Source organism: Dictyobacter kobayashii, from assembly GCF_003967555.1.
Taxonomy (GTDB): Bacteria; Chloroflexota; Ktedonobacteria; order Ktedonobacterales; family Ktedonobacteraceae; genus Dictyobacter; species Dictyobacter kobayashii.
In genome coordinates this window covers 1,126,271-1,151,210 of record NZ_BIFS01000001.1, presented here as the reverse complement: position 1 = coordinate 1,151,210, position 24,940 = coordinate 1,126,271, and the positions used below count along the sequence as shown (strand labels likewise).

The 24,940-nt window shown below is 48.5% G+C and carries 21 protein-coding genes and 1 pseudogene; 10 read left to right on the top strand and 12 right to left on the bottom strand.

The annotated features are described in order from the left end of the window. Positions 1-39: 39 nt before the first annotated feature. From EL645_RS05155 to EL645_RS05145, 3 genes are all read right to left on the bottom strand, one after another. Positions 40-1,002 carry a quinone oxidoreductase family protein gene (locus tag EL645_RS05155; RefSeq protein WP_126549026.1) on the bottom strand — a complete coding sequence of 321 codons (963 nt, stop codon included), beginning with the start codon at positions 1,000-1,002 and terminating at the stop codon, positions 40-42. Between the two features lie 72 nt (positions 1,003-1,074). Next, the gene (locus tag EL645_RS05150; protein WP_126549025.1) at positions 1,075-2,151 is read right to left on the bottom strand and encodes a methyl-accepting chemotaxis protein; all 1,077 of its coding nucleotides are present in this window, start codon (positions 2,149-2,151) and stop codon (positions 1,075-1,077) included. A 143-nt stretch (positions 2,152-2,294) separates the two neighbouring features. Next, positions 2,295-2,597, bottom strand: a complete 303-nt coding sequence (locus EL645_RS05145; protein ID WP_136625167.1) for a hypothetical protein — start codon at positions 2,595-2,597, stop codon at positions 2,295-2,297. A gap of 131 nt (positions 2,598-2,728) precedes the next feature. Here EL645_RS05145 and EL645_RS05140 point away from each other — a divergent pair, with 131 nt between their 5' ends. From EL645_RS05140 to istB, 3 genes are read left to right on the top strand one after another with little or no spacing between them, the layout of a single operon-like run. Continuing rightward, positions 2,729-3,070 (top strand): helix-turn-helix domain-containing protein, encoded by a 342-nt coding sequence (locus tag EL645_RS05140; RefSeq protein WP_126549023.1) that lies wholly within the window; start codon positions 2,729-2,731, stop codon positions 3,068-3,070. Further along, positions 3,057-3,977 (top strand): IS21 family transposase, encoded by a 921-nt coding sequence (gene istA / locus EL645_RS05135; protein ID WP_161977128.1) that lies wholly within the window; start codon positions 3,057-3,059, stop codon positions 3,975-3,977. Before EL645_RS05140 ends, istA begins: the two co-directional genes overlap by 14 nt. Continuing rightward, positions 3,974-4,768 (top strand): IS21-like element helper ATPase IstB, encoded by a 795-nt coding sequence (gene istB / locus EL645_RS05130; RefSeq protein WP_126548540.1) that lies wholly within the window; start codon positions 3,974-3,976, stop codon positions 4,766-4,768. Before istA ends, istB begins: the two co-directional genes overlap by 4 nt. Here istB and EL645_RS05125 read toward each other — a convergent pair whose 3' ends face one another. The 3 genes and pseudogenes from EL645_RS05125 to EL645_RS45290 form a co-directional block, all read right to left on the bottom strand. Beyond that, entirely contained in the window at positions 4,769-5,185 is a 417-nt protein-coding gene (locus EL645_RS05125) for a hypothetical protein (RefSeq protein WP_126549021.1), read from the bottom strand. Between the two features lie 83 nt (positions 5,186-5,268). Next, positions 5,269-6,774: pseudogene (locus tag EL645_RS05120) on the bottom strand (transposase). Then, positions 6,656-7,420, bottom strand: a complete 765-nt coding sequence (locus EL645_RS45290) for a CPBP family intramembrane glutamic endopeptidase (RefSeq protein ID WP_371865723.1) — start codon at positions 7,418-7,420, stop codon at positions 6,656-6,658. Before EL645_RS45290 ends, EL645_RS05120 begins: the two are co-directional and overlap by 119 nt. Here EL645_RS45290 and EL645_RS39955 point away from each other — a divergent pair. Then, complete coding sequence (locus EL645_RS39955) at positions 7,310-7,993, top strand: hypothetical protein (protein WP_170207701.1); 684 nt, start codon at positions 7,310-7,312, stop codon at positions 7,991-7,993. The genes EL645_RS45290 and EL645_RS39955 overlap by 111 nt on opposite strands. 224 nt (positions 7,994-8,217) lie before the next feature. Here EL645_RS39955 and EL645_RS05110 read toward each other — a convergent pair whose 3' ends face one another. The 3 genes from EL645_RS05110 to EL645_RS05100 all read right to left on the bottom strand — a co-directional run bounded on the left by EL645_RS05110 (position 8,218) and on the right by EL645_RS05100 (position 9,858). Further along, positions 8,218-8,412 (bottom strand): hypothetical protein, encoded by a 195-nt coding sequence (locus EL645_RS05110; protein WP_126549020.1) that lies wholly within the window; start codon positions 8,410-8,412, stop codon positions 8,218-8,220. A 39-nt stretch (positions 8,413-8,451) separates the two neighbouring features. Beyond that, complete coding sequence (locus EL645_RS05105; protein ID WP_126549019.1) at positions 8,452-9,129, bottom strand: CPBP family glutamic-type intramembrane protease; 678 nt, start codon at positions 9,127-9,129, stop codon at positions 8,452-8,454. 159 nt (positions 9,130-9,288) lie between these two features. After that, positions 9,289-9,858, bottom strand: a complete 570-nt coding sequence (locus EL645_RS05100; RefSeq protein WP_126549018.1) for a helix-turn-helix domain-containing protein — start codon at positions 9,856-9,858, stop codon at positions 9,289-9,291. 1,422 nt (positions 9,859-11,280) lie between these two features. Here EL645_RS05100 and EL645_RS05095 point away from each other — a divergent pair. Next, a complete protein-coding gene (locus EL645_RS05095) occupies positions 11,281-13,275 on the top strand; it encodes a PAS domain S-box protein (protein ID WP_126549017.1) in 1,995 nt (664 codons plus the stop codon). Between the two features lie 69 nt (positions 13,276-13,344). Further along, entirely contained in the window at positions 13,345-13,710 is a 366-nt protein-coding gene (locus EL645_RS05090) for a response regulator (RefSeq protein WP_126549016.1), read from the top strand. A gap of 46 nt (positions 13,711-13,756) precedes the next feature. Here the strand turns inward: EL645_RS05090 and EL645_RS05085 are convergent, their stop codons facing one another. Next, the gene (locus EL645_RS05085) at positions 13,757-14,896 is read right to left on the bottom strand and encodes a sensor histidine kinase (protein WP_126549015.1); all 1,140 of its coding nucleotides are present in this window, start codon (positions 14,894-14,896) and stop codon (positions 13,757-13,759) included. A gap of 506 nt (positions 14,897-15,402) precedes the next feature. On the opposite strand from EL645_RS05085, the gene EL645_RS05080 reads away from it, so the two are divergent. After that, positions 15,403-17,175 (top strand): alkaline phosphatase family protein, encoded by a 1,773-nt coding sequence (locus EL645_RS05080; RefSeq protein ID WP_126549014.1) that lies wholly within the window; start codon positions 15,403-15,405, stop codon positions 17,173-17,175. A 569-nt stretch (positions 17,176-17,744) separates the two neighbouring features. Further along, positions 17,745-19,790, top strand: coding sequence for an amidohydrolase family protein (locus EL645_RS05075; RefSeq protein WP_161977127.1), 2,046 nt, complete (start codon positions 17,745-17,747; stop codon positions 19,788-19,790). Positions 19,791-19,877: 87 nt separating this feature from the next. Here EL645_RS05075 and EL645_RS05070 read toward each other — a convergent pair whose 3' ends face one another. Continuing rightward, positions 19,878-20,657 carry a glycoside hydrolase domain-containing protein gene (locus EL645_RS05070; protein ID WP_161977126.1) on the bottom strand — a complete coding sequence of 260 codons (780 nt, stop codon included), beginning with the start codon at positions 20,655-20,657 and terminating at the stop codon, positions 19,878-19,880. A 1,117-nt stretch (positions 20,658-21,774) separates the two neighbouring features. Then, positions 21,775-22,152 carry a collagen-like domain-containing protein gene (locus tag EL645_RS40700; RefSeq protein WP_218031742.1) on the bottom strand — a complete coding sequence of 126 codons (378 nt, stop codon included), beginning with the start codon at positions 22,150-22,152 and terminating at the stop codon, positions 21,775-21,777. Between the two features lie 9 nt (positions 22,153-22,161). Between EL645_RS40700 and EL645_RS05060 the strand changes: the two genes are divergently transcribed. Both EL645_RS05060 and EL645_RS05055 read left to right on the top strand, forming a co-directional pair. Beyond that, positions 22,162-22,815: a hypothetical protein gene (locus tag EL645_RS05060; RefSeq protein ID WP_218031741.1), complete on the top strand. Its 654-nt coding sequence runs from the start codon at positions 22,162-22,164 to the stop codon at positions 22,813-22,815. A 1,624-nt stretch (positions 22,816-24,439) separates the two neighbouring features. After that, complete coding sequence (locus EL645_RS05055) at positions 24,440-24,661, top strand: hypothetical protein (protein WP_126549011.1); 222 nt, start codon at positions 24,440-24,442, stop codon at positions 24,659-24,661. Positions 24,662-24,940 lie beyond the last annotated feature (279 nt).

Sequence of the window (24,940 nt, the reverse complement as noted above, 5' to 3'; positions counted from 1 at the left end):
ATGGACGACAAAACGAACGCCAAAAATATGACTATCCGTTTAGTTAGTCAAGATGACTTTTCCGCGTGTTTTTCCAGCCTGGATAGCCTGGTGAGCCTCAACAGCCCTGTCCAGCGGAAACGCGGAGTCATGGATCACATGAAGCTGCTTAGAGCTGATGTACTTGAGCAGTTCATGGCTGGCGTGCATCTGATCTGCCAGGCTCTGTATATTGGTGTTATAACCAATGACACTGATGCACTTGCCGGTTAGCGCCTGTGCTGCGAAGAGCGTCGGTGCTCCAGTTAACGTTCCATATACCATCATGCGACCAAAGGGAGCAATACATCCCAGGCTCTGTTGTCCGATCTCACCACCGATCGTTTCGAGCAGGACATCAACTCCTCGACCTCCAGTCGCCTGTAACACCTGCTCTACCCAGGATGCATCTTTCGTGTTGATTACTACATCGGCTCCCAGGGAACGAATGTACTCAACTTTTTCAGCACTGGTAGTGGTACCAATCACTGTGCTGGCACCTAACAATTTTGCCAGTTGAATGGCGATTGAACCAACTCCTCCCGCCGCTGAGTGGACCAGGACCTGATCGCCCTGGTGCAGGCGAGCTGCTTGCAATGCCAGGTATGCTGTCTGTCCCTGTACTGGGATCATGACGGCTTCGGCAAAGCTGACAGCTTCTGGTAGCACTATGATATCGGTGGCGTTGGCCAGCGCATATTCAGCATAGCCACCATCGACGAGCGAGACCACACGTGTGCCCAGGCTCAATTCTGAGACACCCGCGCCCACCTCTTCAATTACGCCAGCCGCCTCGAAGCCCAGCGTCAGTGGTAGTGGCATCAAATAAGGATAAGCACCTGTACGCTGACCAATATCTGCATAATTGATGCCAGCCACAGCTACCTTGATCAAAACCTGGCCCTGGGCGGGTTGAGGCCGCTCAATCTCCGTAACTTTCATCACATCGATAGCACCACGTTCTTGAATACGTATTGCTTTCATATATTTTCTTTATATATCCTTTCATGAGCAGATCTGTTGTAAATATGATAAGTATCGTTATTTACGGCAGATCTAGTAATTTTTTTGTGCTGACTGTTCATCGATGGCCCGGCGTTGTTCATTGGGTGAGAACACTTCCATCGTAATGGCATCGATAACAGTGCCTGTGCGATTATATTGGGGACCTGGCATACCAGCCTTGCGAGCGCGGATCAAATTGATCAAGGTTGCTGCACTGTTGCGGGTTACTTCTAACTCTTTTTCTGTCGCGCGCGTGCGTTGCAGGCGTGAAATCATATTATTCAAAGCGCCACCTACCGACCACAGCACATTATCCTGTGTCAGTGGCACGCGGGCATTCAGGTCTCCATTGGCAACACGTGATTGAGTCTGAATAATCAGTTCAATGCTCTGTTCCAATTGTTCTTTTTCGCGCATAATCTGCATCGACTGCTCAGAGAGATCGCTCTCCAGCCGTGCGATCTCCTCGGCCTGGTCTTTCTCGCGCAATGCTCTACCAAGGCTGAGATTCCAGAGGAACGAAACGCCAGCTACAATTACTTGGACGGTTGCTGTCAGCGCTCCACCATTGGAATAAGCAAATTGAAGGTCCTGTTGTGAAAGGTTGGGAGCATGCATATAAGTAATGGCATAAAAGCTAAATACAATATTGATGAGAGCCATAATAAATACCCAGTACGCTGGGAGCATAGCGGCGGCCAGAATTTCTGGAATAACGAGAATCGCAAAGAGGGGTACAACCTGTACTGTAATGCCTCCAGGATTAGTTGCCACGTTGGCCATCATGCCAATGGCCAGAAAGAAGACCACCAGGGCACCTGCCCAATTAACATGTCCACGCTTATTCAGAAAAAAGGCCACTATGGTCGCGATGAGTTGTATTCCCAGGATCGGAAGTAAAATTTTGTTTGGACCAATGATAGCCGCTGGTAGGGATGGAAAATTGCCGATAAACACGATCAGGATAATGATGCTGGCCAGACGTGAGCGCCGTATAACCTCACGCTCTTCATATGGTGCCGCACCACCTGGTTCTGGTGGTGTCGAAATTCCATACCACCAGTTCGCGATACGTCTCCAGAAACCTACATCCTGTTGTACTATACTCCTGTCGAAATTACCTTGCATAATTTATGTCCGTTTATCCTCTCTGGAGGATGTTTGCTGTACATGTCTTATCCTCCTATCTTTAACTTATCTCATGGAAAACCCGAGGCTTGAACCCATGCAATGTTTTTTGCCGTAAATACATATCTGAGTTTGAATCCAGATCAAACAGGCCTTACCAGGCCCCACGAAACCAAATCGCGTAAGATGTTCTCGATCCTATCTGGTGTGGTTCTCAGCAGATAAGCTATCTCCGCTACTGAGCGTTTCCCATCTACATTGGCATACACCTGAAAATGTGGTCGCGGCAGTCGCGAGAGATCGGTTGATGAAAGTATGTCCACTTTTCCTGGTATCCAGGTAGGATTATTAACCGGGCGTGCTGGTGAGAATTGTTGTTGAATACCCGATCCACTATAGGGTGACCATGGAACTGGTGGCATAGCTGGTGGGTTAGCTGGAGACATTGTTGAGATTGATTGATGCGATTGGGTGTTAGTATTAAAGACGGTGTATACTCGAGCCGGAATAGAATTGACCGACCCCCAAGAAGGCGGTATTCTGAGGAAAATCAAAAACACAACCTCAGGAGACCGACATGCTCAGGAGTCAGACCGTGAATACAATACACGATTTACATCAACAAGGGAAGACGGTTCAGGAAATTGCCCAGAAATTGGAGATTTCGCGGACCACTGTGCGCAAATATCTTGCCCATCCAGAAGCGGTGATCCCGAAACCACGCCCGCCTCGGCCTTCAAAGCTTGATCCATTCAAAGAACAGATTACGCGTTGGGTGATGGAAGATCATTGCATCAATTGTGAAGTGATCTACGCACGATTACAGCCGATGGGGTACACCGGCGGGATCAGCATCTTGAAGGAGTTCGTCCATCCCTCCGCCGGTGGTGGCAGGACATGCGCCCGTGCAACGCTATGAAACCGAGCCAGGCCACCAGGTCCAATTTGATTGGGGCGAGTTCACGTATGAACAGGAAGGCATCATCCATAAATTCTATGGCTTTACCGCGGTGTTGGGCTATTCGCGCATGCGCTTTGTGACCTTTGTGAAGCGCTGCGATACTCCAACGCTCATTCGCTGCTTGATGGAGGCGTTTGAATACTTCGGAGGCCTGACCCGGTCTGCGCTGACTGACCGCATGAAAAGCGTGTTGCTCGAAATGCAGGAGAACAAACCTCGTTGGAATCCTCGCTTTGCTGACTTCATGGTCTCCATTGGGGTCACCGCCCGCGTCTGCAAGCCTTACACCCCACAGACGAAAGGCAAGGTCGAGCGCACCGTGAGTTATGTGAAGCAGAGCTTTTGGGCCGGGGTGACTTTCACCGATCTCGATGATCTCAATCGCCAGGCCCATCGCTGGTGTGAGCGCATCAATTCCCGCGTGCACCGCACGACTCATGCTCGCCCGGTCGATCGTTTGGAGGTGGAGAAGCTCCAGCCCTTGCCTCAAGCCTTTGCCTGGGAGCGCTTTGCCACCGAAGAACGCAAAGTCACCTGGGATGGCTATGTCTCCTACGATGGCGTGCTCTACGGGTTGCCAGGCACGCTGCATCTGGCCGGAACCACAGTGCAGGTTCGTGAACGCAAGGGTGTGCTCACGGTTTGGTCGCAGGGCCAAGAGGTGTTCGCCATCGAGAAGCGTCCTCGCTCACAAGAGAGTGTGCCGCATCCAGAGCAATGGACGGGTATTCCCTCAGCCTCGGCGATCCGACGAGCAGGAGCACCCTTAGGCCACCAACAGCAGGCACCACAGGTGCAAAGCCGGGCCCTGGCCGAGTATGACCAGTATTGTGGCGTGTCGGCCGGAGCGGAGGTGGGAGCATGAAGTCAATCACCGCGTACAAGCAACTGAACTTGACCCACCTGCAAACGGCGTTACCCCAGTTACTGGAAACGGCCCGGCGAGAACAATGGACGTATGAAACCATGGTGGAGCGAGCCTTGGGCGCAGAGCTGGATGGCCGCGAGCAAAAAGCCACAGCTCGCCGTCTCAAGGCTGCACGCATTCCCAGCAAAAAAACGGTGGAGGGTTTCGATTTTTCGTTCCAACCCTCGCTCTCCGAGCGGCGCATCCGGGAGTTGGCCGATCTGTCCTTTGTGCGGACCTGCACCAATGTGATCTTTCTCGGCCCTCCGGGAACGGGCAAGACGCATTTGAGCCTGGCTCTAGCCAATCGGGCACTGGCAGAGGGACACAGCGTCCTGTTTACGACGCTGGCGGAACTGGCTCAGTCCCTGGAGAGTGCCTCGCATCCTGGTCTCATGCGTCAGCGCCTGCGGCGCTACATTGCGCCCAGTTTGCTCATCATTGATGAGGTGGGCTACACCAGGCTCACCGCCGAACAGGCTCATCACTTCTTTGAGTTGGTGGCAGCCCGCTATGAGCACGGCTCCATTATCCTGACGTCCAATACCAGCTTTACTGGCTGGGGAGCGTTACTGGGGGATGAGGTACTGGCGACGGCTTTGCTTGACCGGCTCCTGCATCATGCAGAGGTCATCGCCATCAATGGGAGCAGTTACCGCATGAAGGAGCGCCGAACAGAGAGCCGAACCCCCTCAACCTTGTCAGACACAGCACGACATGCCGCCGGCGATTTGCCCACCGGCGTGTAGTCAACCGGCGTTCACGATGTCGGCGTTGGGATCGCCTGGATTCCGGCGCGGTTTGGTCGGCGTTTTCATCGCTGACGTTCTCAACGTTTGTTTTTTACCGTTCGTTTGATTGGGGCGACCAATTCCAAATCGGCTCGTCATGACACCGGCCTTGACATTAGTGGCGGCCGGTTCGAAGAGCCAGGGTAGCACACCCAACTGAGCAATCGTCTTCAATGCCTCATCCCCCCGTAAATATTTTTGAGCGCCTTTTATATCACATGACTGAATACGCCCATGGTCGATTGCCATCTCAATACGAAATGGTTCTCTTACTCCCTTTCCTTTTGGGACATTGGCAGAGAGCGTTCCTGAGAGTTGACGACGCATCAGGACAGATAGGACTGCTTCTAGATTCAGATTGTATGTTTGGTGCATTTCTCTTCCCGACAATATAGCTTATATCCCCCTTGCCATTTCGCAATTGGGAAGGAATTGCCGCTCTCCTTTCTCCTTTTTTTCTACGGCGGTAATCTTTCTTTGCTGAGCTTATCTTCAAGGGCTGCGAGGTAGCTTTCAGGAGAAGCGCGGAAGCGACGTTGCATACATCGAGCCTCTTGCCGCTGATTCAGCTCGCTCCGTAAAGCACGCCATCGAGTGAGGCTAGATGGGGAAAGTTGCTCCAGAAAAGGTATGCAGACGAGAGGCGACAGAGGCCACGACTCGAACCGCTCCACGGACGACAACACCGGGCGACGCCTGTTTTCGCCCGGTTGCTCGTCGTTCATGATAGCGCGCCGAACCAAAATACTGCTCTAACTCGTTGTTGGTACGCGGGAGATCAGGCTGGTTGTAGCAATGAAAGAGACCAGGCCAATAGCTCGCCGTCACTTTGCGAAAGGTGGAGAGCATGGTAGCGAGAGGTTCAGAGGAGGTCGGCGTCTGCTCCATTTCTGCCAGGAGTGTTCCGTAGGTCTGGCGTATCTCTGAAGCCGACAGGTTGTCATCGTTGGAGAGCAAATGCGCCGCCCGATGCACCCAGGCATAGCCTTGTTCGACATCAGGCCACAGGGCGGCGGTTTCGGTGAGTCCTTTCGTCAAAAACGCGCGCATGCGTTCGAGCTCACGCGGCAAGCCCCCTTTTTAGAGACCCGCGTGAGCGAAGTCGCAATGGCAGTAATCCGTTCATAGAGCTTGAGCCCTGGAGCCCCTAACGGTAGTCGGCCATCATCGGTCAAGGCACTGCGCACCGCCAGGCAATAGCCGCAGATAGCCTCAGCCTCTACGTCATTGCGTTTTTCGACGGCTCGTTCAATCGGACGGACGCCACGAACATGCTTTTTCAGTTCTTTCTTGGCGTGCCGATCTGCTTCATAGACTAGCTTGGCTGCTTCGCGCAGATAATGGAAGTGGCACAACTGATGTGGCATGTCCGGTAATACTGTTTGAACCGCATTGCGAATGGAATGTTGCCCATCCGAGACCACTCCCCGAATAGGGATGCCGTCAAGCATTTGCTTCACCTCACGCAGCAGATTTGCCAGATCGGCTTCGCATGCACTTAACAGACTCCGAGCGAGTAGCACCTCTCCAGAGAGACAATCTCGCACAACCCAGAGAACTTCGTGGCCCACATCTGGTTGTAACCCATCAAGTGCCAGGATCACCTGCCCCTGCTCTTTGAGCCGGTCGCGTAAACGAGCCTGATCAGTCAGATGAAGTGCCACCAATTCCTCGTAGCGCTGGAGCAGGTGGGTGACTGTTCGCTCAGCTATCGGCACACCTCGGCCACAGAGAGCCTGGTGGATTTCGGGAACACTCTGATGAGCGGTATAGCGCAGCGACCCCACCAGGGCAATCACATCCAGACCGAACTCCCCGTGCGGTAAGGCCCATTTTCCCTCCTCTTCAGGCCGAAAAGCGCGATGATACCACTCGCAGGCTGGATTGTGACACCGACGCACACGCAGAATGAGCCGACAATTGCCCTGCAATGTAGTAATGGTTCGTTGCGTGCGGTACGCCACTACTATCGGGTGACCACAATAGTCGCAATGAGTCCGCAGGCACGTCAGCGTTTGCTCTGCCGAGGCTGGGGCACGACAGTTTTTTCTCGCCATATTTGTGTTCTCCAGGCCGTAGGCAAGTTCCTTTCTCCTCCACTGAATCTGATCGAGGAATGCTCGACAGACACACCAAACACACAGAGACGCTTTTCACTTCACCTGATCCCCTCCCGACGAGGGAGAGGCCAGGGAACTGCCCCTGCCTCGCCAGACAGGGGTACGCAGGAGGAGAAGCGTGATCAGCGCCAGGGTTGCTATGCCATAGATACCGACCCCAAAGGAAAAAAGCGGGGTTGAACGGCTTGTAGCCCAGAAAGACGATGAAACCTGTCGTCTGGTCGTTGAGGGCATGCAGATAGGCTGCGAGCAGAACACTCCCTGATCTGAGCACGGCAGTACCGAGAACGATCGCAAAACCCATCGTGAAGAGCACAGTCAGCAGCAGACCGAGTAGTGGATAGTTTGGATAACTGAAGCCCATGAGAATGAGCGGCCAGTGCCAGGCTCCCCAGATCACGCCCACCAGCAGCACACCGCGCACCCGCCCCATCTTCAGCAGCTCGCTTTGCAGATATCCCCGCCAGCCGTACTCTTCGCCAAAAGCAATGACGAGCGCCAGGATCGGCGCGACCAGAATTGCTTCCACCCCGATCAGAATCACGAACGGAGTGGGGCTGATTTTTGGAGGGATGGCTACAAGCGACGGATGGACCGGACCCAAGCCAAAGAGGGCATTCAGCGCTACTTGCAGCACGTAAAACGCCACGATGGCCGGGGCAAAGCGCAGCCAATCTTGCCACTTTCCCCAGGACAGTCCAACTCGGCTCATCGCCTCGCGACCTGCCACACGGCGGAGTATCAGGAGCAGGAGCAGGCCCACCACAGCGAGCCCTTCAGGAACGACGGCGGCGACCAGCCCCGCTCTCCCCTGGACCGGACCCAGATACGTTCCCAGGATGGCCAATACAGAGATGACAGCGAACAGGAGGAAGAAGGAGTAAAACCACCGCTCCCGCCCGACAGGCCGTTTCTGATGGAGTGGACTGATCCGAAAAAAGAACCTCTGAAGCACGATCGCGCTGAATGCCGGGCAGAGCATTTGCACTTGCACGACGCCCAGGCTTCCTGGTGTGCCCAGGCCACCATGCATGTAGATGATCAGGTCAAGCAGCCAGGTTAACCCGAAGGTGAGGCCGAGAAACGCTCCGACATGGCCCCAGTTGGGCCGCTCCGTGAGGCGTTCTGGTATGTTTGGCGCTGTTTCAAGCATCTTGTGTTTCCCTTTTTCTCTGGGATGCGCAACGAAAGGTCGCGAAACGAAGTGATGTGAGATCATCCTGTCTTTCACCCATCATCTACCGAAAAGCTACCTCCTCCGGCGTGCCCTGGTGATGTGTGCGAATGTTACCGCCTCGTGCGATATTCATAGACATAGTAGAAAACGGCGGCAAAGATATTCAGAAACAAAAAGGCCGCAATCCAGTACGTCTTTTCGGTGCTCGACAAACGAGTATTTCCCCCTAAATCCCAGGCCATCCAAAGCCAAAAACTGGCTGCCAACAAGGTACAAATGATTGGAAGAACGATGAGCGGGTTCATGCTGGCTCCTTTTGAAACACGTCAGTTTCTTTCGTGGTGTTACCCCTGCGCTCTTGCCTCCACCGCACGGATCTGTTTCGCAATGGAGTCTCCAATGATGTGCAGCACGAGATCAGCAGTGAAATGGGCCAGCATCGCCGCCTCAAGGCCATACTGCCAGAAGAGGTAACCGAAGGCGATGCCAAGAATGCCATTGAGGAGGATAGCACGTATGACCAGCATGGGAGTCAGCTTAACCAGCGCGGCAGTCGTCGGCAGGTGCGCGAGGCCAAAGATCACCGCAGCGAGGATATTGGCAACCCAGAAGGCTCCCAGCGCCGGTCGCCCATCAGACACATGCCAGACCAGGCCGATGAGCCAGGCCAGCAACGAAAGCAAAAACAGGCGACACAGCAACTCCTCCGCGATGCCGCCATAGAAGCACGCCAGGAAGCGTTTCCAGAGGGCAGGAATTGGAAACGCGGTGCGCATAGCCTGCGGCAGGCGCGGCCAGAAGACCGTGATCTCCAGGAGCAAGAGGAGCACGGTGGGAACCCCTCCCAGGATCAGGGCAGGCACGATGATCGCCTGCGCCTGCGCCGTGACCGCTTTGCCTGCAAGCAGGCCCTCAAGCAACGGGGCGCCCAGGCCGAGATGATGCGCGATGAGCAACCCCAGGCCGGTCGCCACTGCCATCAGGACGGCGTTCTGCGCCCCTGGAGCAGCCCGAGCACCCACAGTGGCCGGCGCATCCGCTCCTGGGCCTTTCTGAGCGTATCGCGGCCCAGTTCCAGCGTGTAGGGGGTGACGCAGACGACGCCGAACAACGCTGCGCCGTATATGATGGCAAATTCAGACCAGGAGAAACCGAACATGATATTACCTCATTTCTCTCATTCAAGAGATGCTGACGGGGTCGTTCTCGTCGTTTTCGGACCTTTCCCTTTCCAACTCGGGAAGGAGAATGGTGGTTAGCAAATATCGGCTTCGACCAGGAGCAGGTTCTTGCTTGAGCCAGGGCAACAGGGCAGCGTTGATCTCACGACTAAATTGGACAAACTCTTCAGCGCTCATGTAGACGGTGTTCTGGTGATATCCGGCATCCGTATAATGGCTGTCTTCTTTGAGATCGAGGTAACGAGCGTGGTCACCAATGAGCTTCGAGACAAAGGCGAGAAAGCCTTGCTGCAACTCGTCTTTCGAGGCATGAGCGATTTCATCAGGACTCAGGAGTTCTGAGGCTTCCGAGAGCGTATAGACCTTTTCGTGTAAGGTGCCACGGACAAGACGCTCTTCAACGATCCTTATGATCCCGGCCTCGGTGAGCAGGTTGAGATGATGATAGAGGGTCGCCGGAGCCACATCTTTCAACTCAGCGGCCAGTTGTTTGGGCGTGAGTGTTTGGTTGTTTAAAGCCAGAATCACGCGCATCCTGACTGGATGGAGAATCAAGTCAGCTCTCTTCATAAAAACTTCCTTCGTTACAAATTTTTAGAGTGATCCCAAATGTAAGGATAGCATAGAACTTTGGAAAACACAAGAAAAGGGAGACCTTTCGCCATCTCTCCTCTGGGGGTTGGGAGATGCGCTAAAACCGGCGAAAGGGAGGCATGCCCATGTTGAAAGAGGACCGGTTCCCAGGCGCGAGATGGAAGAAGCCCATAGGGAACCGTTTTCCCAAAGTTCCACTGGTGTTTAGCCGTCATGCTTATGACTCCGGCCTCTCGAAGAAAAACTCAGCAAAGAAAGATTACCGCCGTAGTTTTTTTATCTAAATCGTTTTGCGTATATTCCAAACAGTAAAATGGTTGTCGCGCAACGCTGTGTTGTTTTATATATGCGATTGTATCGATTAATTGGGACAGGTCAGGTGTTGTTAATTTGGGAATAAAGAGAAGGTTGTGTTGTTTACTATTTTCCTGTTGTGGTGCCTGGATTAACAAAAGCAGATAGTGAAGGACAAATACTTACCCCTTATTATGAACTTTGGCTGGTCATTGCCAACACTTAAGGCTAGGAGTATTTCTATATTCGATTACTCATAACATAGCCTCTCAATCTGTACAAGAATTATCTTAGCACTACAAACAGAGAAAAGCAACGAATATCACACAGAAATTCTTAGTAAGTACTTTTGTAACATACTATGCCTTTATTTTTCTAACTAAGACTATTTATAAATTGGTAGATTAAAGAATAGCGTGAAATGATTGAATAAGATCAAGCCTTAAACGAATCTTTAACTTCTGCTTCCCGTCACCTATCAAAGACAGATCACGTACTCAATGCATCTGTCAGAGCATCAGTGAGCACGGTAAGCCTTATCTAATATATAAAATTACAATGATCATAAAAAGTAACTAAAAATTATTTTAAGTGGTAAATAATAGTATAAAATGTTTGATAGTTAGAGTGCTAAAATGTGTATTGATGAATCTAACAGGTCATCAAGGCATATAAAAATAGCATATACTTAAGTGGTATTTGATATTTTTTTCTACTAATAATGTTATTGGGCGTTGATGCCAGACAATTATTTGTGATGTTAAAAACAAACGAGAATTCAAAAGCATAGCGACAGTCTCTATTGATCATTGTGTGGTAAAGAGGGTATCACAAGAATAATTTACATCAGTAGTTTAAAGCGGAAATCTAAGGAGCGTGCAGGCTTCCCATTGGGTGGCATATATTCGTCTGCTGCTGGCAGGCAAATAAATGATAAAAGGTTGCCATGTTTCTCATACAGTACCTTCTGCCTGCCTTCTTATATCCGCACATCTACTTATCTATGCCAATCGTATTAGAGGTATCCTGGTTTTAATTAATGGGCGATTTTCCCTCCCTGTGGAGTCTTCTCTGCCAGTAGAGGGCATAAAAAGGAAGACATAGATGCACGAAGTACCAGAGTGGCAGGGAGGTTCTCTTTCTAGAGAGGATATAATCAATCTCACTGGAGCTAATTCTCAAACCAATATCCTTGAAGAAAATGTTAGACTGATGCATCGTGCTATCGATAGTGCGCGCAACGGTATCATTATTACTGATCATCAACAGCCTGACGACCCAATCATTTATGTTAACCAGGCCTTTCTCAATCTGACGGGTTATAGCAAAGATGAAATTATTGGTCGCAATTGTCGTTTTCTACAAGGACAAGATCGCGAGCAAGAGGCTCGTTTTCAACTGAAGCATGCTATACAGGCGGGCGAATCTCTCCATGTACAAATCAAGAATTATCGCAAAGATGGCACGTTTTTCTGGAACGATCTGCTGATTTCTCCTATTACCGATGAGCATGGAACGGTCACACACTTCTTTGGCAACCAACTTGATATCACTGAGCGTAAGGAAGCTGAAGATCAGCTACAGCACGAGAAGCATCAATTGGAGCAACGTGTTCACGAGCGTACCATCCAGTTACAGGAAACCAACGAATATTTGACGAGTATTGTCGAGACCATTCGTGAGGCACTGGTGATCCTGGATGGAACTATGCATGTGCTCGCGGCCAATGAAGCCTTTTATCGTACATTTCAAGTACAGCCAGCTGAGACGGAAGGGAAACTGCTCTATGACCTGGGTAACAGGCAATGGAATATCCCTGCCCTGCGTGAATTACTTGAACGGATCCTACCCGAGCACAATCCATTCGAGGATTTTGAGGTCACACATAATTTTCCCTCCATTGGTACGCGAACCATGCTTTTAAATGCCCGGCAGATTAAACACCAGGAAAACTATCAGGATTACATTTTATTAGCTATTGAAGATATCAGTGCTCGCAAAACTGCGGAAACCGACTCCATGCGAAACCAGGCTCTTACCCAGGCTGTACTCAATTCGTTAAGTGCGCATGTGGCTGTTCTCGATAAAGAGGGTGTAATTGTAGAGGTCAATGAGGCCTGGAAACGCTTTGCTCTTGAACAGTCATCATCTAGCGAGCAAAACACTTTTGCGGGACAGAATTATCTTCGTGTATTGGAGCAGTCCAGGGGAGAACAATCCGAGGAGGCACCGCAAGCACTGCGCGGCATTCAACAGGTCATGTGTGGCGAAAGGCCCTTCTTTTCTCTTGAATATCCTTGTTTTACACCACAAGACAATCTGTGGTTTTTGCTACAGGTTACTCCGCTCAAAGGAGATGGTGGTGGCGTAGTGGTAGCGCATGTTGATATCACCGAGCGTAAGCGGGTCGAACTGCGCAAAGATGATTTTATTTCGATGGCTGCCCACGAGCTTAAAACTCCTCTGACCAGCATGAAATTATTTGTGCAAGGGCTTAGCAAGCGCTTTGAGAAGGAAGGGCAGCGGGATGTTACTGTTCCATTGCAGCGCGTTGATGCACAGATTGAGAAACTTACCCGCCTGGTAAAAGAGCTACTCGATGTCAGTAGAATATATGCGGGAAAACTCCTTATTGAGCAACAGCCATTTGTGATTGCAGAGCTAGAGGCTGAAGTAGTCAATACCTTCCGCATGATAACTCCAGATCGAACCATTACATTTCAGGGCGACACCTCTGCCGTTGTAGTAGGGGATCGCGACCGTGTCAGCCAGGTTCTGACCAACTTGCTTACAAACGCCGTTAAATACTCTCCTGATGGGAGCCCGATCATGGTCGCTGTCAAGGAGCAGGCTGATCATGTGACGATCAGCGTACAAGATTTTGGTATTGGTATCGAGCCACGCTATCATGCCAGACTCTTTGATCGCTTCTATCAAGTGACAGAGCCAAACGTCCAGACTTACCCTGGCCTTGGAGTCGGGCTCTACATCTGCCAGCAAATCATTACGCAACTGGGTGGAAAAATCTGGGTGGAAAGTGTGCAAGGAGAAGGATCAACTTTTTCATTCAGCTTACCGACCAGCCATAAAGATAAATAAATTGTTGAACTATTCCTGTTTAAATACAATCATCAAAGCAAATCATGCGCTATTTATTAAGGAGCATATATGGGCACTTCTATTCTAGTAGTCGATGACGATCCCGATATCTTAGATGCAGTAGAGTTCACCCTTGAGAGTGAAGGTTATATTGTGCAGACAGCCGTTGACCCCGCAAAGCTCATGCCGCTGTTAGGTGAGCAGCACCCCGCCCTACTCGTCCTTGACTTTCTCATGTCTGGTGTTGACGGAGCCAGTATAACCAGGCAGCTAAAAGCCCACCAGGCCACACGGAGCATGCCGATCCTGATGATTTCCGCCCATCCTGAGGCTGCACAGGTGGCGCAGGAATGCGGAGCGGATGGTTTCCTCGCCAAGCCTTTCGATATCGATGAACTACTAGAAACCGTACAACAACTCACTATCGCCGACTAAATCAGACTAAAATAAGTATGCAAGAATATATTCATAAGTTTTTCTGTTAATTATCATCCTGACAGGGAAGTATAACTGTGAATGTAGAACCTTTTCCATGCTCGCTTTTTACTTTGATTTGTCCTCCATGCCGCTTCATGATTTCATCGCAGATATAGAGGCCAATGCCTAATCCTGACGAGGTTTGTTTTTTTTGCTCACTGACACGATAAAAGCGTTGAAAAATTTTCCGTTGATGAACCCTGGCAATGCCGGAGCCGAAATCCTGTACCTGGATGATGGCATTTTCCCCTGTTGTATCGGTTTCGACACGTACAAGCACGCGATCTACTTGTGGAGAATACTTGATCGCGTTAGTGAGCAAATTCATCATAACTTGTTCAATTCGGTCTTTATCCGCAAAGACCTGTACAGGTACCTGGTTCTCTATCATTATCTGGTGGGTTTGCGTCGTCTCTTGTACCGCCTCCACTACTTCTTGCACAAGTGTGTCCAGCGCAAATAATTCTTTATGATATTCGAGATGTCCATTTTCCATCACCGAGACATCTAGCATTTCATTAATGCGTTTGGTAATCTTATCGAGTTGCCAATTCATACGTGATAACAGGTGTACCGTATTTTCATCATCCTGCTGTTTAAAACGGCGTAGCAACACTTGCGTAAAGCCTTTTAAACTGGTGATGGGGGTTTTCAGTTCGTGGCTGGCCATGCTGATAAACTCATCCTTGCGTCTCTCTTCGGCTTTTTGTTCGCTAATGTCACGCGCAATTTTTGCCCCCCCAATAATTCGTCCTTCACTATCTTTGATCGGAGAAATACTCAAAGAAACATCAATGCGTTTTTTGTCTTTTCGAACTCTTATAGTTTCATAGTGTCGGATGCGAATACCGGCTTTAAGTTTCTTAATAATTTCCACTTCTTCATGCTGTAATTCAGGAGGCACGATCATGGTAATTGGTTTTCCAATGGCTTCTGCTGCTGTGTAGCCGAACATTTCTTCCGCCGCATGATTCCAGGTCATAATAATGCTATCGAGTGTTTTGCTAATGATTGCATCATCGGAAGAATCAACAATTGCTGCGAGGAGTGCCTTTTCTTCTAGCGACTGCTGGTAAGAAATATCTTTAGCTTGCTGGCTCTCGGTAATATCAGTATAGGTAATCTTTTTGGCTTGTGATGCCATGTCATTTTATCCTTCTTTTAGAAGCGGTAAATATCCTAACAGCAACATCTTAATCTAATATAGCATCAGCGCAGCATTTTTCTGGTGAGAGGATTGCTTATAGTCTGCATGCCTTTTCTGACATTGTTTCTCCTGGACTTGCTACTTCACCCTGATATTATACCTTTTTTGGAGAGGCATGGACAAGTATAAAATATTGTCTGGCTTGTAGAACTTTTGCTGCCCTAAATACTATTCCCATGTAAAGGATGAGATAAAGTCCGTGCTGGTAACGCTCACCATTGTGCTTATGCGTGTACTGAGAGCTGTTTCGCAGCATAAGTGCGAAAATTAAAGAAACTAAAGTATTTTGTGTCTATTATATAATGAAAAAATCTACAATATCAAAATAATATTTATTTAACAAAACCATATTCTAATCTTAAAAATCTTATGTTACTCTTTTTCAGATGCCCACATGCTAATGCGATTTTTGTGTTCACATATAACGAGAGGAGACTATTTGTATGTTAAAGCTGAACGGCAAAGTCTGGATAGCTTCCTTGCTGGCCCTTATTGGCTTGTTTGGTAGCTCTTTGCCACAGGCCGCACTGGCAGCTCCCAATCAGCCTGATATTGCTCGTGGCGTGCTCGTTAGAGACGAATCCGGCGATACAACCACTCCGATCAAACATGTCATCGTCATTATTGGCGAGAACCACACCTATGATAATGTCTTTGGGACATATCAACCAGTTCATGGTCAATCGGTGAATAATCTGTTATCTGAGGGCATCGTAACCCCATCCGGCAACCTGGGGCCAAACGTCTCAAAGGCGGAGCAGAAGACTGCAACCGATACAAAGACGTACAACCTCAAACCTAAGAAAACGGGCGCATACAATACCTTACCACAGCCAAATACGACCTATGCACAGGGGCAGCCGCAAAACGTTCCCGATGCACGTTTCCCTGCTAATCTACCCAACGGGCCCTATCAGATCACGAAATATGTGCCCTATCTGAATTCATATGTTGGCGACCCTATCCACCGTTTCTACCAGATGTGGCAGCAGCAGGATGGTGGCAAGGCTGATCTGTACACCTGGGTACACCAGACCGCTGGCGACGATAATGGCGCGAATCCGCCCAAGCCGATCTACCAGGGCGCACTCTCGATGGGTTATTACAACATGAGTACCGGCGATGCTCCTTATTTCAAGCAGCTAGCTGATACTTATTCCAGTAGCGACAACTATCACCAGGCTGTAATGGGTGGTACTGGCGCGAACCATATCATGCTGGGTACTGGTGATGCCGCCTACTACCAGAACGCACAGGGGCAACCAACGGTTCCTCCTAGCAATCAGATTGAGAATCCTAATCCTAAGCCAGGTACCAATAACAACTATACACAGGATGGTTACTCGGGTGGGAGCTACAGTAATTGTTCTGATCGTAGCCAACCAGGCGTCGGACCCGTCCAGCGTTACATCCATTCGTTGCCGTATGCACCATTCCGCAACGGTGACTGCGCGCCGGGTGCCTACTATCTGTTGAACAACTACCTGCCCGGATATACACCCTCGGGTCAGCTTTCCAGTGGCACACCTTATATCGTGCCACCTCAACAATTCCCAACCATTGGCGATGAGTTGTCAGCTCGTAATGTGACCTGGAAATATTATGGCCAGGGTATGAACGATGGGAAAACACCCAGCCCATATTTCTGCGGCATCTGTGACCCATTCCAGTATGCAACCTCGATCATGACAACAAAGTTGAAAAACAACCTGCAGGACTTCACACAGTTCCAGAAGGATGTTACCAACAACACACTGCCTGCCGTCTCGTTCATCAAACCCGATGAGATACACGATGGGCATCCTGCCTCCTCCTCACTGTCGATATTCGAGAACTATTCCAAGGATATTGTGACTGAGGTACAGAGCAATCCGAAACTATTCAAAGATACCGCCATTTTCATTACCTTCGACGAGGGCGGTGGTTACTATGATTCCGGTTATATCCAGCCACTTACCTTCTTTGGTGATGGCCCGCGTATTCCGCTTATGCTGGTCTCACCCTATGCAAAGCGTGGGTATGTGGATCACACCTACAATGACCACGTGTCACTGCTGAAGTTTATCGAGACCAACTGGCGTCTACACCCGCTATCGTCGCGCAGCCTCGATAACCTGCCCAATCCGCGTATGAGCGATCGTAACCCATATAAGCCAACCAATGGACCAGCGATAGGCAATCTAATGGAGATGTTCAATTTCCACCAGGATCGCTAGCTCGGATCTTACTCCTGACCCAACACAAAAGACTGGATTGCGCACCATGCAATCCAGTCTTTTGTGTTGGGTCACTATAATTGGTAGTATGATCCAATGTTAAAAAGGATAAAGCCACCTTATAAGGTCTGCTGCGAATTGGGAGATTTTTTGAGATGGATAAAAAGCAAGAGGACTGTGATGACAAGTAAAAGAAGATTCGCACAACCTCCTAATAGGAGGATAATGAAGATAAGTGCAGATGGTTTTTGGGAAAAGGCCTCCCAGAGTAATCCCATACCCAGGCAAAGATAGAAAAGAATGTAGAGAACAAATTGCCACGTTTTTGTAGCTCCCATAGTTGCGCATCCTTTCAAGTCCGTAAAATTTTTCCCTTTGGTTTTTACACGTTAGATACGTGAGAAACCGTTACGTAAGTTTTCCTGGATGTATCTGATTAGCATCTCTCTTCAAGTCGGGTTGTGGGGCATGGAGTATACTGGTAACCTTTTTGGGGTGGAATGGGACCTATTCATATAGAGTAAGAGTAGCAAATGATCTATGTTTGCTTGAAAGGAAAAGCAGCTGTTATGCATGTAACAAGCTATCCGCAGCTCTCCCACTTGATGGTCCCCCTGGCCATTACCCATGTTACCGTCATTCCTATGGATACTGAGCGTATTCTCCCTGATCAAACGGTACTCATTGAGGATGATCGCATTGTAGCCATGGGACCTGCCTCTGCCATTCCACTGGAAGCTTTCTATACGGTGATAGATGGCACTGACAAGTACCTGATGCCAGGACTTACCGATATGCATGTTCATTATTGGTCTCCCAATGAAGCGGCCCTTTTTCTGGCGCATGGCGTAACGGTTGTGCGCAACATGGCTGGAAATCCCTATCACCTGGCATTACAACAACAGCTCCAGCGCAAAAAGTTGCCTGGACCGCTTCTTTATACCACCAGCCCTTTGATTGAGGGTGGCCCTCCCATTCATTCCGCGTGGCGTGCTATGACGAATGCGGACGATGCAGCCAAACTCGTGCATACCTATGCCGAGCGCGGCTATCAGCAGATCAAGATTTATAATCAACTGAAGCCGGATGTCGTGCGAGCGATGGGGCAAGCCGCGCGCGAGCTTGGTATCCGTATGGTTGGGCATTGTTCCAATTTTATGACCTTTGAAGAGGCAAGCGAGGCAGGACAAAGCTGTTTTGAACATTTCACAGGCGCATGGCGCGGCCATTTTAAACCTGGTTACGAGCAGCGGTCAGATCAATATAATTTGCAGCTGGATGTATTGAACATGGTCAATGAAAAATTAGATTATGATGCGATTCGCCGCCTCGGCCATTACTTAGCCAAACATCAGATATGGAATTGCCCCACCCTGGTCTGCTATCACTATATGTTGAATGCCCAGTGTGAATGTGAAGCAGATCCTCTGCTTCAGTCATTTCTGAAGTATGTTGTGCATGCAGAGCTCAAAAGCTGGGAGGAGCTTGACCCCAGTCGTTATCAAGAGCCGGCATCGTTTGATCCCTGGATTGCGGCTATCCATAAACGCAATGAAGCCTTCTCTCGTATTGCCTCATTGTTGTATCAAGAAGGTGCGCCATTGCTCATTGGAACTGATACGTCCGTGCGCTATATCGTCCAGGGTCTTTCGGTCCACCAGGAATTAGCTTTATTTGTTGCCGCTGGAATGCGCCCATTTGAAGCCTTACGCTGTGGTACGAGTGAGGCGGCACGTTTTCTGGATCAAGAAGATGAGTGGGGGACCATTAAAGTCGGGAAACGAGCGAACATGCTCTTACTCAATGCGAATCCGCTGGAAAATATCCAGGCTGCAAGCCAGATCGAAGCGGTGTGCGTAAATGGTTTTTACCTCTCACGCAAGGATCTTGATGGCATGCTCGCACATTGTGAACGCATGGCGCCTGCTGGCCCTCCCCAATCCCTCCCGCATATTGTGCTTGGAAATATCACTGCTAGAGGTGGAGTGGTAGCGCATGGCACATGGCGTGAGCATTATATGGATGGTGAAACCGGTTATCTCATCTACCGCCATAGTCATCTCCTTGATGGAAACTGGCTTATCGAAGAACAACACATTTTTGAGTATGGAGAGCTCTTTTCTCAGGGTGGTCAGCAGCATCGAAAAACACGTTTTCACCTCGCCGCTGATGGCACCATACGTCAACTCAGTGAAACGCGAGAGTCTTGGTTAGGGAGCGAGCAACTGGAAATCACGTGGTTAAAGACAGGAGCTTACATGATCCGCCGCAAAGAGATTGATGGATATGAGCAGACGCAAGTCCTGACAAGTGTGCCACTGCTGGCAGCGGATACGCTCTCCTTCACTGCATTTTTGTTGCTCATAAAGAACAATATCGATTTAACCAATCGACTGGCACTGAGCATTGATGAAACAGGCACTCATATCGTATCTCTGCATGGAAGTAGTGCAGAGGCTCTCTCGCAGGATGGTGAGACACAATGGCAGGTACAGATCCAACGACCAGATTTACCGATCCAGCTTAGCATAAATATGGCCAGCAATGGAGAATGCCTGCGTCTAGAACAAACCGGAAGGATACATAAGAGAGTATTTGCTGCTATGCAATCATAAAATCATGATGCTTCATCTTCCTACTCTTACTGAGTAGGAAGATGAAGATTGCCCATGCACAAAGTAAATACAATTACTTCAATGTATTTACCAGAGCGGAACCGAAGACAGAGCTTCGTCAATGTCTATATTGACCGAACTGCCATTCGCAAGACCGTACTGCCAGATGAACGCATGACCGGTAGTATGACCACCACAAGATATCCCTGCTGGTGCGAACGAGGGAGCGTCGCTCCTTCCGGTGCGACCGGTAGACGGCTCAGTGGAATGCAAAATCGAATTGCCAATAGCCGGGTTCTTACCCACGGCTGCGCAAAAAGCGCTATTGAAATGGCTGCTGCCTGCATATGGGTTCTCGTAGTACCCAACGGCATAGCCCGCGTTGGAAATAGTTGTGTACCAGCCTTCGATGAAGCCAGCGTCTACCGCCGAATTGCTCTCTATATCATCGATGATTATGGTGCCCTTTGGAATTCCCAGGGCGTGCGCTTTTGTAAGAGCATCATTGGCATGGGTGACTCCATTACCGTAGCCAACATCACTACCAAAATCAGACTGAATAGGTAGAATGCGAATACCCTGACTGTGGATATATGAGGCTTCAGACGCATTCATTGGTGAGAAAGCTATTGCATCGAGGTAGCGACCAATAAACTGAGGAGTACCATTGCTCCTTTTGATCTGGCTGAGGAACGATGGCGTTATGAAGCTCACAGAATCAACGCCCCAGAGGACATTGCTCGATGGCGAACTGGATCCTGAATACGAGGCTGCACTAGCGTGGGTGATGGGCAAAATAGTGGCGAGTCCAACTGTAATGCTCAATGCAAGGGCAAAGAGACAATAAAATCCCTTTCTGCGCACCATGCGTTCTACTCCTTTGTGTACAAATAAAAAATGGGAGAAAGGATGCGACATTTATCATGGGATACCAGAGAAATATCGCTCAGATGAAAGTGCGACCATTTCTGTAAATAACGACAAAAAATATAGCACTTCAATTACTGAAATGATAAGTTATAAATTCATGACTGTAAATATATACACATCTATATACCCATATTTCCTATCTAGGGAAAATGGATAAAGCGAAGCTCTTGTCGAGAAAGGGTTATCGATAAAAAGAGCAACGATAGTGTATTTCATTATAAGGAGAGAGAAAGCAGCGACTCTTCTCTTGAGCACGGGTGTATCAGCTAAGATAGTCCGGAGATATCAGGACATAGCTGGTAGAGCATGGGCGAATGAGAGGTAAACCGTAACACCTGGCTACTTATGCCAGATGTTATGTGATGAATTTGTGGATGAGAGGCTGGTTCTGAGCAATCCGGTTTACTTGCCGAAGCGCTCAGAACATCTCATTGCTTATTTCCTTTGTTTTTCTTTTCATTGAAAATATATAAAATACATGCTTATCAAAAATAAACACTTTTTAATTATTATAATTTATATTCAAATATTTAACTTATATACTCTTTTATACTAAGAAAAGAGCAGCCTCTTCTAGTAAGGGAATATATTTATTGGTGGCAAGAAATAGCCTATGTCGTTCGGGGTTACGGGCATTATCTTCTTCTTGTACTGATAGTTTCTATCTCTTGTTCTTATACCAATGAAGAGAACAGGCTCGGTTGGTTAACCATTAAAAAGGAAGAGAAATACAGCCTATGAGAAAATTTAACGTAATGGGCGCTGCACTGCTGCTTTGTGTGCTGGCAATTTCTGCCAGTATGCTAGCAGGAGCCTTTGCTCAATCTCGTTCAGCTCAGGCTGGTTTGGGACACGCTAGTTCGATGCACGTTCGCGCGATCCAGGCTCACTCAACCAGTTCCCGCTTCGGGCTTTTCTCTCACCAAAAAGGGACTTCTGCTTCTAGGAGTAAGAGCAATAAAGGGCTCTCCTTTAAGAACAATAAGAAGTTCTCTTATGATAACAGCTATGAGGACAGACCTTCCTTTAATAGCTATGAGAGCAACCCTACCCATCAAAAATGCAAAAAATGCAAAAAAATTATCATCATCAAAATAAAAGGCCCGTCAGGACCAAGTGGCCCATCAGGTCCATCGGGAGCGCAAGGACCAGCTGGTCCATCAGGACCAAGTGGCCCGTCAGGTCCATCGGGAGCGCAAGGACCAGCTGGTCCATCAGGACCAAGTGGCCCATCAGGTCCATCGGGAGCACAAGGTCTAGCTGGTCCATCAGGACCAAGTGGCCCATCAGGTCCATCGGGAGCGCAAGGACCAGCTGGTCCATCAGGACCAAGTGGCCCGTCAGGTCCATCGGGAGCGCAAGGACCAGCTGGTCCATCAGGACCAAGTGGCCCAGTCAGGTCCATCGGGAGCGCAAGGTCTAGCTGGTCCATCAGGACCAAGTGGCCGTCAGGTCCATCGGAGCGCAAGGTCTAGCTGGTCCATCAGGACCAAGTGGCCCGTCAGGTCCATCGGGAGCGCAAGGTCTAGCCGGACCGTCGGGACCATCAGGCCCATCGGGAGCGCAAGGTCCAGCCGGACCGTCGGGACCATCAGGCCCATCAGGAGCACAAGGTCCAGCCGGACCGTCGGGACCATCAGGCCCATCGGGAGCGCAAGGTCCAGCCGGAGGAGTATTAGATTTTGCAGATTTTTTTGCGTTGATGCCTCCAAATAATGCTGCAACAGTTGCTCCCGGCACAGATGTAAGTTTTCCACAAGATGGACCTACTAGTGGGACTGGTATTGCTCGTACAGGTCCTGGGACATTTAACTTGGCTGCAATTGGCACGTACCAGGTCTTATTTCAGGTGAGTGTGACCGAGGCGGGTCAATTGATTTTGACGCTCAATGGCGCCGATCTGGCTTATACGGTAGTTGGACGAGCAACCGGCACTTCCCAGATAGTAGGAATGGCTCTTGTCACGACGACAAGTGTCAATTCAATACTGACTGTACGAAATCCTGCTGGCAATTCCACCGCACTAACCATCACTCCTCTTGCAGGAGGAACAAGGCCTGTTTCAGCACACCTTGTTATCACACGACTCCAATAGATGGGTCAAATAAACAATATACGCTATACTAAACCAGACTAAAGCCTGGTTTAGTATAGCGTATATTATTAGTACAAATCTGGTATTATGGCTGTGATGCATTGGGCTTGCAGGGTACGATTTTTGTCAAGTGACGCAAGTTTTTCAATGATTTGCTTGCGTAAGGAGAAGAGATTGGTTTTTACCATCTATTTCACCTGGACAAATGTCTGTTTCTTCTAGCCCTAATGCGTCATCATAATATGATGTGACAAGGACTTTTGCATCTTGAGATGATATAAAAAGAATCTCCTTTTAAATATGTATTATGCTATTTTATATTATATTACTATACATTTCTATATATTTTTCGTAAAAAAAGGTTTTTTGGTTTTTTACTCCTGGGTGATTTCGAGTTGGTCCGTTTTCCAATCTTCTCAATGAGATAACGGGGTGCTCCACGTTCGCCGAACGGTTGATTTTATTGCTCGCTATGGTTATGTTGAGAATGAGCTGAAAACAGAGCGTAGCAGTTGTGCTACTACTACTTCTCCACAAAGACTGGGGTTGTTCGGTCAACTGAAAAATTGGTCCTTGGCGAGATAATACCATCTCTTGCACGCCTGCACGCCTTCCTGTAAGGCGACAGGAGTGCGTTCATTGCTCCTGGTGATGTCTATGGTCGTTGTCACGAAACACATGATTGATGCTTTTAATACAGCATGAAATTCTTTGCGATCTTATCTAATAAAATTTGTGCTTTGCTCTTCCCTTTTCTTTTTTGAGTTATCTTTTTCTTCTTCCCATATTTTATTTTGTCAAGTATTGCTTCATAAATAAAACCGTTAAAAATACCATTAATACTATTATTAATGCATAGGATAAATGATACATACTCCCTTCTTAAATAGACAGAACATTATTAAAATGCTCACATATACAATAACGTTTCTGTCTCGTGTTTTTCCAAAGTAGATGTTAGAACGAGCTGTCTAAACGCTCGCTTTGAGGTACTTTCACAGGAGTTTGACACCCTGCTGCGCTCGGTGAATTGGTAGTGTGATATTGCTCTGAGCGGTCCAGCAAGTAAACCGGACTGCTCAAAATACATCACTGGATGGTTGGTTGTTTGACCTTCTTCTCGTTCTCTATTGTCTGTGGGTGACTCGATCCCATAGATATAAAAAAGTCATCATGAAAAGAGAGAAGAGAACGGCGAAAATTATTACAGAGATGAAGGCTGTAAGAACAGATTCATGCATTATGACGATCTGTATTCCGATCCAGAGAATAGCAGCGATAGGCCCGTTAAAATGTATCTTTGATTATTAGAAAGTTTTTCCATGCTTTTACCTCCCATTTCTAAATTGTCATCATTCGCTATTTGTAACACGATTTGTCCAGACTTTTCTATACATGAAAGGATTGGCCTATGAATGAGAGTCTTGTGCGGATTTCAGGGGCTTTTTTAGATACTCTCTATCTGAATGTGTGCCAGACGGATAGTAATTTTCAGATAGTCAAGAAGAAACTGCCGGATGAGCTGAAATTTACTTGCTGGTGTTTGGGAGTTACTTCAGGAAGCGGGTATTCCTCACATGCATATCTGTGATTTACGGTATAATGCTCAACGATCTTACTGTCTATGAACGTACATCCGAAAGTGGTCCAGGAGTTGTTAGGGCATAGTTCTATTACTATTACGATGGACCTTTATTCGCATATCCTGCCATCGATGCAGCAAGAAGTTATTGAGAAATGGGATGATGCCTTTAAGCTCCTGGGTAGTCCATTTGAAGAGAATAAGTCGGAAGATAAAGAAGGGGTGAATAAGAGCCATAGAATAGTAAATTGGCCCAAACTTTGAATGTAATCAGATCGGATCTTTTACCCTAATGACAGATTACGAGCATAAGGAGTTATTGTAATCAGAAAGGCAAGGAATTGCGCCTGAACATTGCAAGATGGTGATGAAATAATCAGTCGAATATTCCTTTTCGCAATTTGTTCCAATAGTCGTTTTGAGGCTCAGGATAAAAACTAGATCAGATTTTACTTGCGCTTGCTACATTGATGGGCAAGTCAGAACTTTAGAAGAAATTCCTATTGGTAAAAACAAACAAGCATCTAGACGCAGAAGCAATCC